Consider the following 17,402-nt stretch of genomic DNA (forward strand, 5'->3'; position numbering starts at 1 on the left):
ATTAAGTTATGAAAAAGGACAACAAAAAGGTCATTTATTGGCTACTAACAGGTTGTGTGCTAATATTTGTAATGGTTATTGTTGGCGGTATAACACGCTTAACACACTCTGGATTATCAATTTCTAATTACAAACTAATTTCTGGTACAATACCACCAATGAACGATGTAGAGTGGCAAGAAGCTTTTAATCTTTATAAACAATACCCAGAATACCAAAAACTAAACACACATTTTAGTATAGAAGAATTTAAAGATATTTACTTCTGGGAATGGATCCATCGTGTCATTGGACGTTTTATTGGTTTGGTCTTTTTCTTTCCATTTTTATATTTTTTAATTACCAAGCAACTCACAAAACCAACTATAAAAAAATCCATTGGATTAATGATACTTGGTGGTTTTCAAGGTTTTTTAGGATGGTATATGGTCAAAAGCGGATTGGTTGATAGACCTGATGTAAGCCATTACAGGTTAGCAATGCATTTAACCACTGCATTTATAACATTTGCAGCAACATTTTGGGTAGCATTAGACTTAATGTTTCCATTTACCGAAATTAGAAATACTAGATTTAAAAGATTAATTCAAGCAGGTTTATTGGTGCTTATTATACAAATTATATATGGTGCTTTTGTCGCTGGATTGGATGCTGGTTGGGTACATAACCATTGGCCAATGATGAGCGAAGGTAAATTTATACATGAAAGCGCTTATATAGAACGTGACACCTTATTTGCCAATTTTACAGAAGGTAAAAGTGGTGTGCAATTTGCACATCGTACATTAGCCTATCTTGTGGTTATTTTTATACTTTTTATTTATTTTAAAGGTCAAAAATATATTAACTCACATTACCAGAAAAAAGCATTAAATTTATTATTAGGTTTAGTCTTTTTACAATTTGTACTTGGTGTATTTACATTAATATTACAAGTTCCGGTTTGGTTAGGTGTTGTCCATCAAGTTGGTGCCTTTTTATTATTGAGTGCCATGACATTTACGTTACATCGTTTTAGCAAATAACACCTAAAAACAGTATCTTTACACACTTATTTTTTTATTATGATTTACAGATTTAGAGTTATACTTGATAACGATACAGAAGAAGATATTTTCAGAGATTTTGAAATTCGTGAAAGCGATACTATGGAAGACTTACACAACGTTATTACACAATGTTTTGGCTTTGATGGTACTGAAATGGCATCATTTTATATTAGTGATGAAGAATGGAATCAAGGTGAAGAAATAAGTCTTTTTGACATGAGTGATGGTCTAAATGAAGTTAAGTTAATGAACGAAACTTCTATCTCAGACACAGTACACGAGGCACAAACGAAGCTAATTTATGTGTACGATTTTATGAGTATGTGGACCTTTTTTGTTGAGTTAGCAGAAATTGTTGAAACTGCTGAAGGTGTGGATTATCCAAACCTAATGTATGTACAAGGTCAAGTTCCAACTGAAGCTCCTGATAAAGTTTTTGAAGCTGAAAAAGATGAATTTGACGCAGAATTTGATGATGACTTTAATATTGATGACTACGACAATTTAGATTTTAACGAAAACTGGAATTAAAACCCTTTAGTATTAACATTCTCATAGTTTCGTTTTACAAACGATAATGCGTTTTTTACTATTTGACCCATATTCTGGCTTTTCTTAAACTTTAGATCTAAGGTATAATCATAGATTTTAGATTTTAAAAGTTTAATATGCTCTGGGTTTGATATAGTATCATTTACCATACAATCTAATAATTGATCAATACGATCGTTGTAACTTATCATACGTTTAGCAACTATGGAACGTTCTTCTATTTTGTATTGATCAATAGATTCTTTTTTAAACTTTTTTGTAACTAACTCAACTAACTTTAAATTTTCTTTAAAAAACTGAGGTCTGTACACATTAAACTTACCTTCGTATGATTGCTGGTCAAAATCTATAGCTCTAATTTTAAATACCACATGATCAAAATCATGTGTTGGCACAATCACATAATTATAAGCTCTCATATCTCCTAAAAGCCTAATCATACAGCGCTCGTTAAATTTAACAAACTCTTTGGCTATTTGAGATTTTTCAGATTCTGTACAATCATTAAGCATGGTTTTAATAAACTCGTCTCCAGGTATTCCTGCTATATGTTCTTCTATTAAAGTATTACCATGCACCATAAAATTCAAATTGTACGGAGACAACATATGCTCTAATTCTAATCCATAAATACGTGAAGCATCAGCTTTTTTGACATAAAAATAAGTGTAATTATCATTTAAAATATTTCTAACTTTTATTCTAAAAGGTTTAGAGTTACCAAAGGTACAATAGTCAATTGCATCAACATTTAAAAACGGAATTGAAGTTTCATTTCCATCAGAATGCAATCTTGTGTATACTTTTTTAAGACTTAAGTCTATTTCTGCTCTATCAAATTCGCTAAAATAAACACGTACCCAAAGTGTATCATTATCATCTTTATCATAAACCGTAATTGCGCCTTGAAAACGCAGTAAATCGTCATATAAAATAGTGATTTTAGAGTTCCGGTTATATTCTGACAAATAATCATTCAACTTATCACTTATAGGATAAGATGGCTTTTTTTTAGAAATTTTTAAGTCTTTCATAGCTTTATATAGTGTATCAAATTTAAAACTAATTTTTAATTTGTAACAATTTTACAGTACTATCGTCTTACAATTAAACCAACCATTACTAATTTTAAATTAGTACTAAAAAACCATTTATCTTGGACACCATTCTTAACATTAGTAATCTTACTAAACAATATGGCAACTTAACAGCTGTCAACAATTTATCATTTACCATTAAAAAAGGAAACGTTTACGGTATTTTAGGACCAAACGGAAGTGGTAAATCTACAACATTAGGTATTACCTTAAACGTCGTTAATAAAACCAGCGGAGATTTTAGCTGGTTTGATGGTCAGACCTCAACACATGACGCCTTAAAAAAAGTTGGAGCAATTATAGAGCGTCCAAACTTTTACCCTTACATGTCAGCATACAAAAACTTAAAATTAGTTTGTAAAATAAAGGGAATTACTGAAGAAAAAATAGACGAAAAACTAGAACTAGTAGGCTTACTTGACCGTAAAGACAGTAAATTTAAAACCTTTTCTTTAGGGATGAAGCAACGCCTTGCAATAGCATCTGCATTACTTAACGATCCTGAAATTTTAATTTTAGACGAACCCACAAACGGTCTTGACCCTCAAGGTATACACCAAATTAGAGCTATAATTAAAGATATTGCAAGTCAAGGTACAACCATTTTATTAGCGTCTCATTTATTAGATGAAGTTGAAAAAGTGTGCTCACATGTTGTTGTACTTAGAAAGGGAAATAAATTATATGAAGGTCCAGTAGATCAAATGATTTCTAGTGATGGCTTTTTTGAATTAAAATGTGATAACAACACAGCACTTTTAGATTATCTAAATACGCATCCAAATATTAAAAACACAAAAGTAACAGAGGATTTAATAACTGCCTTTTTAAATGCACCAACATCTGCAGCCTCTTTTAACAAAGAGCTATTAGACAAAGGTATTGCACTGTCGCATCTAGTATTGCGTAAAGAAAGTTTAGAAGAACAATTTCTTCAACTTACAGATAACTTAGAAGACAAAAACTAATCCATCAAAACACACAAATCATGTTACGACTTTTACAAATAGAATTACAAAAACTTTTAGAAAATAGGGTTAGTAAAATATTAATCTTCTTTTCATTTATATTACCGTTTTTCATCATATTATTATCCTCATTTAAAATCAATTTCTTTGGTCTATTTACAATAGATTTAGGTAGTGTAGGAATTTTTGATTTTCCATACATTTGGCATATTACCACTTTTTTCTCGTCATTATTTAAGCTATTTTTTGCTATAGTTGTGGTTAGCATGATTGGTAATGAATATAGTAACAAAACCATCAAGCAAAACTTAATTGATGGTCTTAGTAAAAAAGAGTTTATACTGTCAAAATTTTATGCTATAGTATTTTTCTCTGTTGTATCGACACTATTAGTTGGTATTTTAACTTTAGCTATTGGACTATACTATAATGGTGACAGTGAAGCTTATTATATGTTTAGTGAAAGCATCTTTTTACTTGCTTATTTAGTAAAACTTATTGGCTTTTTTAGTTTATGCTTATTTGCTGCAGTATTAATAAAACGCTCTGCATTTGCACTAGCTTTTTTATTCATCCTATTTATAATCGAATGGATTATATATGGTATAATATTAAAAAATTACGATGATGACATTGCGACTAAAATTCAAAACTTTTTACCATTAAAGTCTATGTCTAAATTAATAGACGAACCCTTTAGACGTATTGTAGCTATGAAGTCTCCAGAAAAAACAGAACTTATATATGATTTTGCTGTACATTGGTACGAAATATTTATTGTTCTTGGGTGGACTAGTTTATTTGTATTTTTCTCTTATAAATTATTACAAAAAAGAGATTTATAAAAAACCTTGTTTATTTTTTAACAAACTACATTTATTTATAAGATTTTATTATAATACATTTACTAATTATAGATTTTTTTATGAAAAAGATATTTTTAGTATTAATACTACTTTGCAGCTTTATATTACAGGCGCAAAATGAAGCTGCAAACTGGTATTTTGGTGATAATGCTGGAATACAATTTAACACAAACACTAATGCTGTTACAGCATTAACTGATGGTCAATTAGCAACTGATGAAGGCTGTACAAGCATATCAAATAGTGCTGGTGATTTATTATTTTACACAGATGGAATTACTGTGTATAATAAAAACCATAATGTTATGCTTAATGGTAATAACCTGGATGGTAACCCTTCAAGTACACAGTCTGCCATAATTATTCCTAAACCAGGTGACCCAAATATTTATTACATATTTACTCAAGGTACAGAGTTTTTTGGGCAACAAGACCAAGGCTTCAATTTTACTGAAGTCAACATGTCATTAGATAATGGACTAGGAGCTGTAACTAATATTAAAAATCAATTTTTATTATCTAGAGCTTCAGAAAAATTAAGTGCAGTACTTAAAGATTGCCAATCTCAAAATATTTGGGTGGTGACTTTTGCAAGTAATGATGCTTTAACAAACCCTTCTGCTGTAGACAACAATAACACTACTTTTTATGCTTTTGAAGTTTCTTCAACTGGTGTAAACACTACTCCAGTTACATCAACGATACCTTTCAGTATTTCAGAAAGAAGAGGGTATTTAAAATTTTCTCCAGACGGAACAAAAATAGCTTCTGCAAACGTTGGTAGTGGTTTATTTTTATATGACTTTGATACTAATACTGGACAGGTAAGTAACTCGCAACAAATACAAATAAATATCAATCCATTAGGAAAAACACAACGTGCCTATGGAGTAGAATTTTCACCTAATAATCAAGTATTATACGTTAGTACATATTTTGAAACAGACTCCGATAATTTTGAAAATACCAGTGCACAATATGGTGCCTTGCTTCAATATGATCTAACGTCTAATAATATAAGCCAATCAGAACAAGTTTTAGACCAAAGAGTCATGTATAGAAGTGCTTTACAATTAGGTCCTGACGGTAAAATTTACAGATCATTAAGTGCAACTTATAATCAAGGCTCTCCTTTTTTAAGTGTTATTAATAATCCAAATCAATTAGGTCAATTTTCAGATTACCAACATGAAGCAATAAGCTTGAATGGTCGCGTCTCAAGGCAAGGCTTACCTCCTTTTATTTCTTCTTTCTTTTCAGAAAAAATTGATATCATCCCTACTGACACCTCCAACTCTGTAGTCTTACCATTATGCACAGGAGAAAACTATACGCTAACAGCTGAAGATATTAATGGAGCAACTTATACTTGGTATAAAGATGGTACTATCCTTACAACTCCAACAATACCAAATGAGTTATTAATAAATGAAAATGGAAACTATGAGGTTATTATTGATTTAAATAATGGTGACTGTGACACAAAAGAAGGACAAGCTATTGTAACTTATTATGATATACCTATTGCTACTCAACCAAATGATATTATTATTTGTGATGATGATAATGATTCCAGTAGTGATATATTGCTATCTAATCAAAATGAATCAATCTTAAATGGTCAAAATTCTTTAGAATTTGAAATTACCTATCATTCAACACAAAATGAAGCTGATTTGGGGCAAAATGAATTGCCAAATAATTATCTTGTAAATGCTTCACAAGAAACCATTTTTGCTAGAATTTTCAATTTTGGTAATAACAATTGTTATGATACTACTAGTTTTAATATTGAAATTTATAATACTCCAATTATAGATAATTTATCCGACTATGAAACTTGTGATGATTCTACCGATGGAGACGACACTAATGGACAAACAACTATAGATTTAGCAAGCTACAATACGCAAGTCTATGGATTACAAAGTACAACACTTTATAATATAACGTATCACAACACACAAAATGATGCTGACATAGGTGCAAACCCTTTACCAAATAATTATTACAACACAACACCTATCACAGAAACTATTTTTGTAAGATTAGAAAATAGTATTAACACAGATTGCTTTACTACCAATAGCTTTAACATTACTGTTAATCCTGTACCTGAAGCCTATGATGACATTTTATTTCAATGTGACGAAGATGGAGTTCCAGATGGTCAGACTATATTTAATTTAAATGAAGCTTCAGCAAACATAACTAATAACAACAGCCAGAATACTATAGCATTTTATACAACTTTCAGCAATGCGCAATCAGAGACAAATCCTATAAACGGAGACGCTTATAGTAATACCTCAAACCCTCAAAATATTTATGTTGTTGTTACAGATACCATAACAAACTGTATTGCTTTGTCCGAGTTAACTTTAGAAGTTAGCGTTACACAAACTAATGATTATATTGCTCCTCCTGTTTGTGACCAACTTGGCTCTGAAGATGGAATTAACACCTTTGATTTAGATACTTTCTCAACAGAGATAACAAATGGACTTCCTGCTGGTATTACGGTTAGCTATTATGGTACATACGATGATGCTCTTTTAGAAGTTAATGCTTTACCTTCATTATATAACAATACAATCCCTTACAATGAAGTCATTTACGCTAGAGCAGAAAACAACAATGCCTGTTACGGTATTAGCGAATTTTTGTTAACTATTAATCCCTTACCACAAATTACAGAAGACGAAACTGTTTTATATTGTCTTAATCAATTTCCTGAAACCATACAACTAACAGCAACCAACACAGCAAACCCTAACTATTACTATAATTGGTCAACTGGCGAAACTACTGCCTCTATTGAGGTCAATACAATTGGTCAATTTACTGTTACTGTAACAACTGCAGAAGGTTGCCCAAAAACAAAAACCTTTACTGTTCAACCTTCAAACATTGCAACTATTGAAGATATTATTGTAGTTGATGGCAGTTTAAATAATAATGTCGTAACAATCTTGACTTCAGGTGAAGGAGACTACGCTTTTGAATTAATTAATGCTGAAGGACTTTCAACAGGGTTTCAAAATAATAACATCTTTAATAATATAAAACCAGGAATTTATCAGGTTAATATTACAGATATCAAAAATAATTGTGGCACAATAGATCAAATGTTTTCGGTAATTGGATTTCCTTTATTTTTCACACCAAATGACGATGGAAAAAACGATTATTGGCAAGTATATGGAGTCTCCTCTCAGTTTCAAGCTAATTCAATTATTCAAATATTTGATAGATACGGAAAACTACTAAAAGAATTCACTCCTAACAGCCAAGGTTGGGATGGTACTTTTAACGGACAACCATTACCTACTAACGATTATTGGTTTACAGTAAAACTTCAGGATGGACGTATTTATAGAAATCATTTCACTTTAAAACGATAGTAACTTGTACATTTAAGCAAGAATACAAACTAATGAAACATGTATTTTTCGTCATTATAATAATTGGACTTTGCTTTGCTAAAGCAAGTGCACAAAACATTGAATTGTTTCAACAATTTAATGGACGCTATGATTATATAGCTATTGGAAACACTTTAAATCAAGCAGAAAATAATCTTTCTCAATTCTTTTGCGAAACACTTCCATCCTCTCAAGCCAATTTAACATTACCAAACAATACAAACATTGTTGCTGCCTATTTATTTTGGTCTGGTTCTGGAACTGGCGATAACCAAGTTACGCTTAACACTACATCTATAAATGCCCAAGATACATTTACTGTAGACTATAATGTAGGTAGTAATGGTTTGCTTACCTATTTTGCTAGCTATGCAGAAGTCACTGATCAAATTAATAATGAAGGCAGTACAAATTATATTTTTTCAGATTTAGATATTTCTGACACATTAACAAACACTCCAGGTTATTGTAATAACAGAACTAATTACGCAGGTTGGAGTTTATATGTTATTTATGAACAACCAACATTACCACTAAATCAAGTTAATCTATTTTTAGGATTGGAAATTATTAACGCTGACGTTCAAGATAAAACTATTATTCTAGAAAACGTAAACGTACTTGATAACAATAATGCTAAAATTGGTTTTTTAGCTTGGGAAGGAGATAATGCTTTAAATTTTGGAGAATCACTATCAATTAACGGAAATGTCTTATCCAATCCTCCTCTAAATTTACCTGACAATGCTTTTAACGGAACCAATAGTTTTACAAATTCTACTAACTTTTATAATGCTGATTTAGATGTTTATAACATCGAAAACAATATACAAATTGGAGATACAGAAGTTACTATTAATCTAACCACAGGTGATTTTGATAGTAACGGTATTTTTAGAGCCGATTTAATCATTCTTAACAATATTATTACCGTTTTAAATAGTCAATTACCAGATGCAACGGTTACACAAAATTTTTACCAAACAAACTGTAATACCAGAAGCATTACTATAGATTATACTGTATACAACAACAATAGCACAGCTGCTTTACCAACCAATACACCAATTGCTTTTTTTATAGACAACGTATTAATAGGGCAAAGTCAAACCAACACTATAATTGGTATTGGAGAAGAAGAAACAAGTCAAATTACTTTAGAAATACCTAATACTATACCTGATACTTTTATTATTGAAATTGAAGTTGATAACGACGGAAACAATAATGGTTTAGTAACTGAAACAAATGAAGTAAACAATAACACATTCTCGACCATCCAACTTATACCAATTCCTGAAACTATTCAGCTTGCTGAATTAGTAGCTTGTGATCAAGGTTATAATACAGGCATTTATAATTTAAACAATGCTTTAATTAATATAGACCTAAACTTGTATCAAGACCTATTTTTTTATAGCAGTTTAGATGATTTAAACAATCAAGATGCCATAACAAATCCAAATCATTACATTTCTAATACAACTCCACAAACAATATATGTTGCTGCACAAACACAATTATGTTTCGACTTATTTCTTTTTACCTTAAACACAACTAACTGCCCTCCTATTATTCCGGATGGATTTTCTCCAAATCAAGATACCATAAACGACTATTTTAATATTCAAGGATTATATAATGTCTTTCAAGATCACGAATTATTGATATATAATCGTTATGGCACTTTAATCTTTATAGGTAATAATAATACAAAATGGTATGGTCAAGTTAATCAAGGCTTAACTAATCAAGGAGACATTGTTCCTACAGGCACATATTTTTACGTACTAAATCTTAAAGACCCTAATTACCAAATCCAAACAGGGTGGGTTTATATTAATTACTAAATAATCGACTTTATATTTAGTATTAATCAATACTTCAGGTTGTACCGTTTTTACCTACCCATATAACATTCAAAATTAGTATTCTTCAAAATAAATGATGTTTTTGAGTTATTAAAACAATCTAGCTAAGCTTCATTTAATAAAACTATCCTCTCAAACTCCAATAGAAACATTTTTTTCTAAAAAAATAGCTATATCTCAAAATACGCTTAGCAAGTCTAAAAACGTGACTTTTTGCTAATAATTTAGAAATCAGGAAAATAAAAATTTCTTTTTATCGTCAAAATTTGCGTTTAGTCGATATTTTATATATGTTTGTCCTTTAATCGATAATATATGTATTTCATCGTGTTTTAACAAAAAACCAATAAAAGCAATGAAAATTAACCTAAGACCAACATTTTTCACTCTACTTTTAGTGCTTTCGTCAGCAAGTTTTGCTCAACAGATATCTATTGATGATTCGTTTTCTGCACAACAATTAGTTCAGGATAATTTAGTACAAGGCTGTGTTGAGGTATCTAATATAAATTCTACTGTAAACGGAAATATTGATGGATTTTCAAGTTTTGGTTATTTTGAAAAAGCTGGATCTGATTTTCCGTTTGAAAACGGAATAATGTTATCTACAGGTCAAGCTAACTCTGCAGGAAACACATTAAATACTAGTCCTTTAAACGAAGGAACTACAGCTTGGACTACAGATCCAGATTTAGAAGCTGCCTTAGGTATAAATAACACATTAAATGCAACATCAATTGAGTTTGATTTTATATCAGCTTCAAATACAGTTCAATTTAATTACATTTTAGCTTCAGAAGAATATTTTGCTGAGTATCCATGTCTATATTCTGATGGTTTTGCTTTTTTAATTAGAGAAGCTGGAAGTGGTGATGCATATCAAAATATTGCTGTTGTCCCAAATACAAGTATACCTGTAAATACAAATACTATTCATGATGATATTGTTGGGTTTTGTACTGCAGAAAATGGTCAATATTTTGAAGGTTATAACGTAGGAGACACAAACTTTAATGGTCGTACCACAGTTTTAAGTGCATCTGCTAACATACTGCCAAACGTACAATACAACATTAAATTAATAATTGCAGATCAAACCGATCGTAATTTTGATACTGCTGTATTTATTGAAGGTAACAGTTTTACAGATAGTGTGGATTTAGGTGAGGACATTAATACATGTGACACTTCTATTACATTAAATGCAGACACTAATAATCCGCAAGCAACTTACCAATGGTATGTAAACAATACAATTATAGCAGGACAGAATACAAACTCTCTATTTGTTGATACAAATGGAAACTACACTGTGCAAGTCACTGTACCATTAAATACAAACACTTGTACTTTTGAAGATTCAATTAATATTGCTTTAAACACCATTCAAGACGGAACTTTAATATCAGATTTTGAAGTTTGTGATGATGCTTCAAATGATGGAGAAGAAATCTTTGATTTAAGTACAAAAATTTCTGAAGTAGAAACGACTTTACCAAGTGCAACTTATACGACAACATTTCATTTATATCAAAATGAAGCAATAGAAAACACTAATGCTATCATACAGTATTTAAGTACAAACCCTACACAAACAATATATTTTAGAGCACAAAATAATAGTTCTGGTTGTGTATACATGGGCAGTTTTGATTTAATAATAAACGCTTATTTATCAATAACTAACCCTTCTAATTTAACAATTTGCGCTGCTAATAATAGTGCAATTGATTTAACGGTAAAAAACGACGAAATCACTAACAATAATCCAAACTACTATGTTAATTATCATTTTAATCAAACTGATGCAAACAGTATTGAAAACCAAATAGAGTCGCCTTATACTCCTGTTAGTAATACTGAAACACTTTACGTTAGTGTATTAGATATAACTACAGGTTGTAGTACGACAACAACTTTAGATATTCAGATTAATAACTTTCCTGATATCAATATGGACACATTATCTTTAGATGCTTGTGAACAAGACGGAAATGGTTATGACAATTTTGATTTAACCGAAAATCTTGATGACGTATTACAAGGTCTTACAAATGTGACAGTAACTCATCATGAAACCGAAGATGAAGCTTATGAAGGCACAAACCCTATTAACAATCCAACCAACTATCCAAATACGCAACAATTTGTACAAACCTTATTTATTAGAGTTGAAGACAATGATACTGGTTGCGTGTCAATAGTACCACAAGAATTACACACTTTTTTACTTGAAACTGGTACCGAAATAACAGATTTTTACGAATGTGATGATGCTTCCAATGATGGAATTGTAGATTTTGATTTACTACAAGTTGGTATTATGATAATTAATGGTAACGAAGATCTAACAATTGATTTTTATGAAACCGTTGAAGACCAAACAGCAAACACCAATGCTATTAACCAAAACCAACCGTATACTGTAAACAATGCACCTAAAACATTATTTATTACATTACAGAGTCCAGCATGCTCTTATAAATCTTCAATACAACTAATAATTAACCAAGGTTTTGATATACAAACATTAACAACACAAAATTATTGTGATACCAACAGTGATGGGTTTACAAGTATAGACTTAACTAGCTTTGACGATTATGTTGCAACTGGTGTTGAAGGCGGAACAGTAAAATATTTTGCATCTCAAGCTAATGCAGAAGCTAACGTTAATGCATTACCACCTTTTTATGACAATACAAGTAACCCTTTAACAGTATATGTTAGAGTCCAAAATCAAAATAGTTGTAGTGCAACTTCTGCTTTAACTATTAACGTATTACCTGCTCCTCAAGTAAATAATGCCGAAGACATTATTATTTGTGATGATGATCAAGATGGTTTTTCTATTGTAGATTTAACACAGTCTATAGATCAAATGGTACCAGATACCAACAACAGAACCATTACATTTCACAACACACAAGTGGATGCTCAATCTAACAGTAACCCTATACTAAACGATACTAGTTACAATGCAGACACCCAAATGGTATTTTGTCGTGTTGAAAACGAAACAACAGGATGTTTTAGAGTAGACAATATTAGAATTTATGTCAACACATTACCTGTCTTTGATGCAATTGAAACCTATATTAGTTGCGAGACTGATGGAGACCAAATAGGCGAATTTTTATTCTCTAATAAAGATGCCGAAATACTTAATGGACAAACAGGTAAGCAAGTGTTATATTATACATCTCAAGTAGATGCTGATTCTGGAAATAACCCAATTAACAAAAATAATATTTATGAAAACATCTCTAATCCTCAGACTATATTTGTTCGTGTTCAAAACACTACAGATTCAGATTGTTATGGCACATCGTCATTTCAAATAGAAGTCAGTTCTAACCCAATTTACGATGCACCAACAGATGTGTTTGTTTGTGATGATGTTTCAAATGATGGGTTTTCTACGTTTGATTTAACTGAAATATCTTCTCAAATCAGTCAAAATTCACCTGAAACATTAAGTATAACTTACCACTTAACGCTTGCAGATGCAGAAGCACAAACCAACCCTTTACCTGATAGTTTTACAACCACTGTAAATCCGCAACAAGTATTTGCAACTATAGACAATGGTACGTTTTGTAAAGGTATAGAAAGTTTTGTGTTTAACGTTATTGCTGTACCTTCAACAAACTCTGCTAGTGGTTTAGAAATGTGTGATGATAATACGGATGGTTTTGCAACGTTTGATTTAACGGTTTCAGAATTTGAAGTACTTTCTATAAGACAAGATAACACTGTTGTTGAATATTATACTTCTTCTGAAGATTTAGAATTATCTTCAAACAGAATCATGGATCCTACTAACTTTACAAACACAGTAAATCCACAAACAGTTTATATTAAAGTATTAAATACCGTTTCTAATTGTTATGCCGAAATTCCGTTATTACTAACAGTTAATACGCCTCCAACTATAACACCAAATGTTGTAGTAAACACCTGTGAAGATAGCACGAATACTTATAATTTAAACGAAGCTTTACCTAATATTACAGACACAACACTATCTATTGAAGCAACTTTTTATGCTTCACAAGTTGATGCTGAAGCACAACAAAATGCTTTAGACAACAATTACAACTATACTATTGGTAATCAAACTATATTTGTAAGAGCTAATTTTACTAATAGCATCTGTTATAATATAGGCAGTTTTACACTGCAAGCTTTTCCAATACCAACAGCAGGAACAGTTCCAGATTTAGAGCAATGTGATAATGACTATGACACCTTTGCAATTTTTGATTTTAGTCAACAAACAGCTACAGCTTTAAATGGTCAAAATCCTAGTGAGTTTACTGTCTCTTATTTTGAAACGCTAGTTGATGCAGAAAATAACACTAATATACTAGACGATTTAAACGTAGATTCTGAAAATAATTCTGAATACTTCATTAGAGTTCAAAATAATACCACAGGTTGTTACAATACTACAAGCTTTAAAACTATTGTAAATAGAAAACCAGAGTTGGATATTCAAGATCAGGTATTATGTTTAGAAAACTTACCTTTATTAGTATCTGCTGAGACTAATATACCTACAGATAATTATGCTTGGTCAACTAATAGCACAAGTAGTTATATAGAAATAACAGAAATAGGAACATATTCCGTTACAGTAACTACACAAAACGGTTGTACAACCTCAACAACGTTTACTGTGTCAGAGTCGGAAGCTGCAACAATAGATTTTACTGAGACTGTAGATTTTTCAGATCCAAATAATGTAACCGTTGAGGTTTCTGGTATTGGAAATTACCTATATCAATTTGACGACGAAGCTCCTCAAGAATCTAACCTATTTACTAATGTACCCATTGGACCTCATGTGATTACGGTTATAGATTTAAATAGCTGTAACTCGACATCTAAAGAAATAGTAATAATTGATACACCTAAATTTGTTACTCCAAATGGAGATGGCTACTTTGATACTTGGCACATCACTGGTGTCAACCAATTAGAAGGTACTGTTGTTAATATTTATGATCGTTATGGTAAGTTATTAAAAACGCTAAACCACAGCTCGATGGGATGGGATGGACGTTATAATGGAAACCTAATGCCAAGTAGTGATTATTGGTTTGTTGCTGATGTTAAAAAGGGAGCTGTTGAGTTTCAGGTTAAAGGTCATTTTGCTCTAAAGCTTTAACACTTAAAATTTTATTTTAAAAATAATTGTTGTTTACCTTTGCTATCCCTAAAAATTGATATGCAAAGTAGATTACTTTTAGTTTTAGTTTTGATTGTTAATGTTATTACTGCACAAAACGTTACAACAGACGTACAAACTTATACACCTCAACAGTTAATAGAAGATGTTTTAATTGACAGTAACTGTATTACAAATATTCAAGTAACCAATGTTGTTGGTGGCGATTTTGGAGGTTCAGACCAAAGTTATGGTTATTTTGACGCAACAGGTACAACGTTTCCGTTTCAAAATGGTATTGTTTTAAGTACTGGACGCTTAAGTAATGTTAATGGTCCTAACACATCCTTAAGTGATGACAATGCTAATAATTGGTCTGGTGACCAAGATCTAGAAATAGCTTTAAACGAAAACAATACTATCAACGCAACCATACTTGAATTTGAATTTTCTACTGTAGCCTCTCAAATTAGCTTCAATTACATTTTTGCATCAGAAGAGTATCAAGAAAATAATCCTAATACATGTCAATTTTCTGATTTATTTGGATTTTTAATTCGCGAAGTTGGTCAACAACAATACCAAAATATAGCTTTAGTACCTAATACACAAACACCTGTAAAGGTTACAACCGTTCATCCAGAAATACCAGGTGGTTGTCAAGAAGAAAATCAGTTTTATTTTGGAAGTTGGAATGATGCCAATGCACCAATCAATTTTAATGGACAAACCAAAGTACTTTCTGCTACAGCAAACACAACACCTAATGCAACCTATCAAGTAAAGCTTGTAATTGCAGACGAGCAAAATTACAGATACGATTCTGCTGTATTTTTAGAAGCTGGAAGTTTTCAAGTCACCACTAACTTAGGTCCTAATTTATTAGAAGACACAAATAATGCTTTATGTCCAAACGATATTATTACTTTGGACGCAACACAAACTGGTAATAACGTTTACACTTGGTATCAAGACAACACCTTATTAGCTACTCAAACCAATCCTACATTAGACATTCAAGATGCAGGAACATACAACGTTGAGGTTATTTTAGACAATGGTTGCATTAGTTATGGTGAAATTGTTATCGAAAAATATGATGATTTTCCAACTTCAAACACCTCAATAATACAATGCGATTTTGATCAAGATGGCTTTAGTAATTATAATTTATTTTCTGTCGACCAAACCCTCTTAGGCTCAAATCCAGATTTATCTATACAAGGTTTTTATACCTCTCAATTGGATGCCGAACAACAATCAAACCCAATTGCGACACCTCAAAATTTTGAAAACACAAGTGTAAACCAAACCGTTTATACTTTATTGGTTAATAATCAGTCTGGCTGTACAAATATCTCTCAAATAGCATTGGGCATATCCAATAATACTTTGCCTAATTATAGTTTTGATGGTTGTGATGATGGTGACATTGACGGTTTAGCAACTTTTGATTTAGACGAGGTCGCTGCACAAATCCAACCTCAAGTTCCTGCCAATGCTTCAATAATTTTTTACAATACAATGGAGGACGCTTTCGCGGAAAGCAATCCGTTGCCAACACAATTTTTAACAACACAACCAGACACACAAACTATAATTGCAAAAGTCAAAACCAACAGCATCGATTGTTATGCTATTACAGAAGTACAACTTAATGTATTGTACACACCACAAGTATCAGTAAATGAAACTGTTGAGTATTGTTTAAATAACTATCCTGAAACCATAACTTTACAAGGAGGCGTTTTAAACGACTCACCTAGCAACTATTATTACCAATGGTTACTAAACGGAACAGATACAAGTGTCAACACGTCTTTTATAGACATAAATCAAATTGGTATTTACACAGTAATTATTACAGATCCAAATGGTTGTTTTAATACTAGAGATATAACTGTTACAGCAATTGAAGCTCCTATTATACAAGAGATTAATTACACTCAATTGACTAGTAACAATACTACTACAATAATACTTGAAAATAACGGTGATTTTGAGTACGCTTTGGACCAAGGAAGCTATCAAAACAGCAATGTATTTACCAATTTAAATTCTGGATTACATACTGTATATGTTAGAAATATTGATGGCTGTGGTATTACTCAGCAAACGTTTGCCATATTAGGTTTTCCTAAATACTTTACTCCAAATGGAGATATTTATAATCAATATTGGAAGCCTTCAGGAATGACTTTAGACTTTAATACCAATTTGGACATTAAGATTTTTGATCGTTTTGGTAAACTATTACATCAAATAAATCCTGAATCTAATGGTTGGGACGGAACATTAAATGGACAACTATTACCAACCAATGATTATTGGTATTTAGCGACTTTCCCTAACGGAACAACTACAAGAGGTCATTTTAGTTTAATAAGATAAGCCACACAAG

General features: G+C 31.2%; 9 protein-coding genes. 8 read left to right on the plus strand and 1 reads right to left on the minus strand.

The features are described from left to right. The first annotated feature begins 8 nt into the window (after positions 1-8). Positions 9-1,025: a COX15/CtaA family protein gene (locus tag ITB9_RS15005; RefSeq protein ID WP_054852878.1), complete on the plus strand. Its 1,017-nt coding sequence runs from the start codon at positions 9-11 to the stop codon at positions 1,023-1,025. Positions 1,026-1,064: 39 nt separating this feature from the next. Continuing rightward, entirely contained in the window at positions 1,065-1,580 is a 516-nt protein-coding gene (locus ITB9_RS15010; protein WP_028289456.1) for a hypothetical protein, read from the plus strand. Here ITB9_RS15010 and ITB9_RS15015 read toward each other — a convergent pair. Further along, positions 1,577-2,635 (minus strand): hypothetical protein, encoded by a 1,059-nt coding sequence (locus ITB9_RS15015; RefSeq protein WP_028289455.1) that lies wholly within the window; start codon positions 2,633-2,635, stop codon positions 1,577-1,579. The two genes, ITB9_RS15010 and ITB9_RS15015, sit on opposite strands and share 4 nt — an antisense overlap. A gap of 122 nt (positions 2,636-2,757) precedes the next feature. Here ITB9_RS15015 and ITB9_RS15020 point away from each other — a divergent pair, with 122 nt between their 5' ends. The 6 genes from ITB9_RS15020 (at position 2,758) to ITB9_RS15045 (ending at position 17,392) form a co-directional block, all read left to right on the plus strand. Next, entirely contained in the window at positions 2,758-3,666 is a 909-nt protein-coding gene (locus ITB9_RS15020; RefSeq protein WP_028289454.1) for an ABC transporter ATP-binding protein, read from the plus strand. A 20-nt stretch (positions 3,667-3,686) separates the two neighbouring features. Further along, the gene (locus ITB9_RS15025) at positions 3,687-4,511 is read left to right on the plus strand and encodes an ABC transporter permease (RefSeq protein WP_028289453.1); all 825 of its coding nucleotides are present in this window, start codon (positions 3,687-3,689) and stop codon (positions 4,509-4,511) included. Positions 4,512-4,591: 80 nt separating this feature from the next. Next, the gene (locus ITB9_RS15030; RefSeq protein WP_054852879.1) at positions 4,592-7,936 is read left to right on the plus strand and encodes a T9SS type B sorting domain-containing protein; all 3,345 of its coding nucleotides are present in this window, start codon (positions 4,592-4,594) and stop codon (positions 7,934-7,936) included. A 32-nt stretch (positions 7,937-7,968) separates the two neighbouring features. Further along, positions 7,969-9,807: a gliding motility-associated C-terminal domain-containing protein gene (locus tag ITB9_RS15035; protein ID WP_054852880.1), complete on the plus strand. Its 1,839-nt coding sequence runs from the start codon at positions 7,969-7,971 to the stop codon at positions 9,805-9,807. A gap of 376 nt (positions 9,808-10,183) precedes the next feature. After that, positions 10,184-15,001 carry a T9SS type B sorting domain-containing protein gene (locus ITB9_RS15040; protein ID WP_054852881.1) on the plus strand — a complete coding sequence of 1,606 codons (4,818 nt, stop codon included), beginning with the start codon at positions 10,184-10,186 and terminating at the stop codon, positions 14,999-15,001. 60 nt (positions 15,002-15,061) lie between these two features. Next, entirely contained in the window at positions 15,062-17,392 is a 2,331-nt protein-coding gene (locus ITB9_RS15045; protein WP_054852882.1) for a T9SS type B sorting domain-containing protein, read from the plus strand. The last annotated feature ends 10 nt before the right edge of the window (positions 17,393-17,402 follow it).

The sequence above is a fragment of the Olleya sp. ITB9 genome, assembly GCF_001315805.1.
GTDB lineage: Bacteria > Bacteroidota > Bacteroidia > Flavobacteriales > Flavobacteriaceae > Olleya > Olleya sediminilitoris.

Coding starts and splice junctions, on each gene's coding strand:
- ITB9_RS15005 (WP_054852878.1), top strand. CDS start 9: ATGAAAAAGGACAACAAAAAGGTCATTTATTGGCTACTAACAGGTTGT.
- ITB9_RS15010 (WP_028289456.1), top strand. CDS start 1,065: ATGATTTACAGATTTAGAGTTATACTTGATAACGATACAGAAGAAGAT.
- ITB9_RS15015 (WP_028289455.1), bottom strand. CDS start 2,635: ATGAAAGACTTAAAAATTTCTAAAAAAAAGCCATCTTATCCTATAAGT.
- ITB9_RS15025 (WP_028289453.1), top strand. CDS start 3,687: ATGTTACGACTTTTACAAATAGAATTACAAAAACTTTTAGAAAATAGG.
- ITB9_RS15030 (WP_054852879.1), top strand. CDS start 4,592: ATGAAAAAGATATTTTTAGTATTAATACTACTTTGCAGCTTTATATTA.
- ITB9_RS15035 (WP_054852880.1), top strand. CDS start 7,969: ATGAAACATGTATTTTTCGTCATTATAATAATTGGACTTTGCTTTGCT.
- ITB9_RS15040 (WP_054852881.1), top strand. CDS start 10,184: ATGAAAATTAACCTAAGACCAACATTTTTCACTCTACTTTTAGTGCTT.
- ITB9_RS15045 (WP_054852882.1), top strand. CDS start 15,062: ATGCAAAGTAGATTACTTTTAGTTTTAGTTTTGATTGTTAATGTTATT.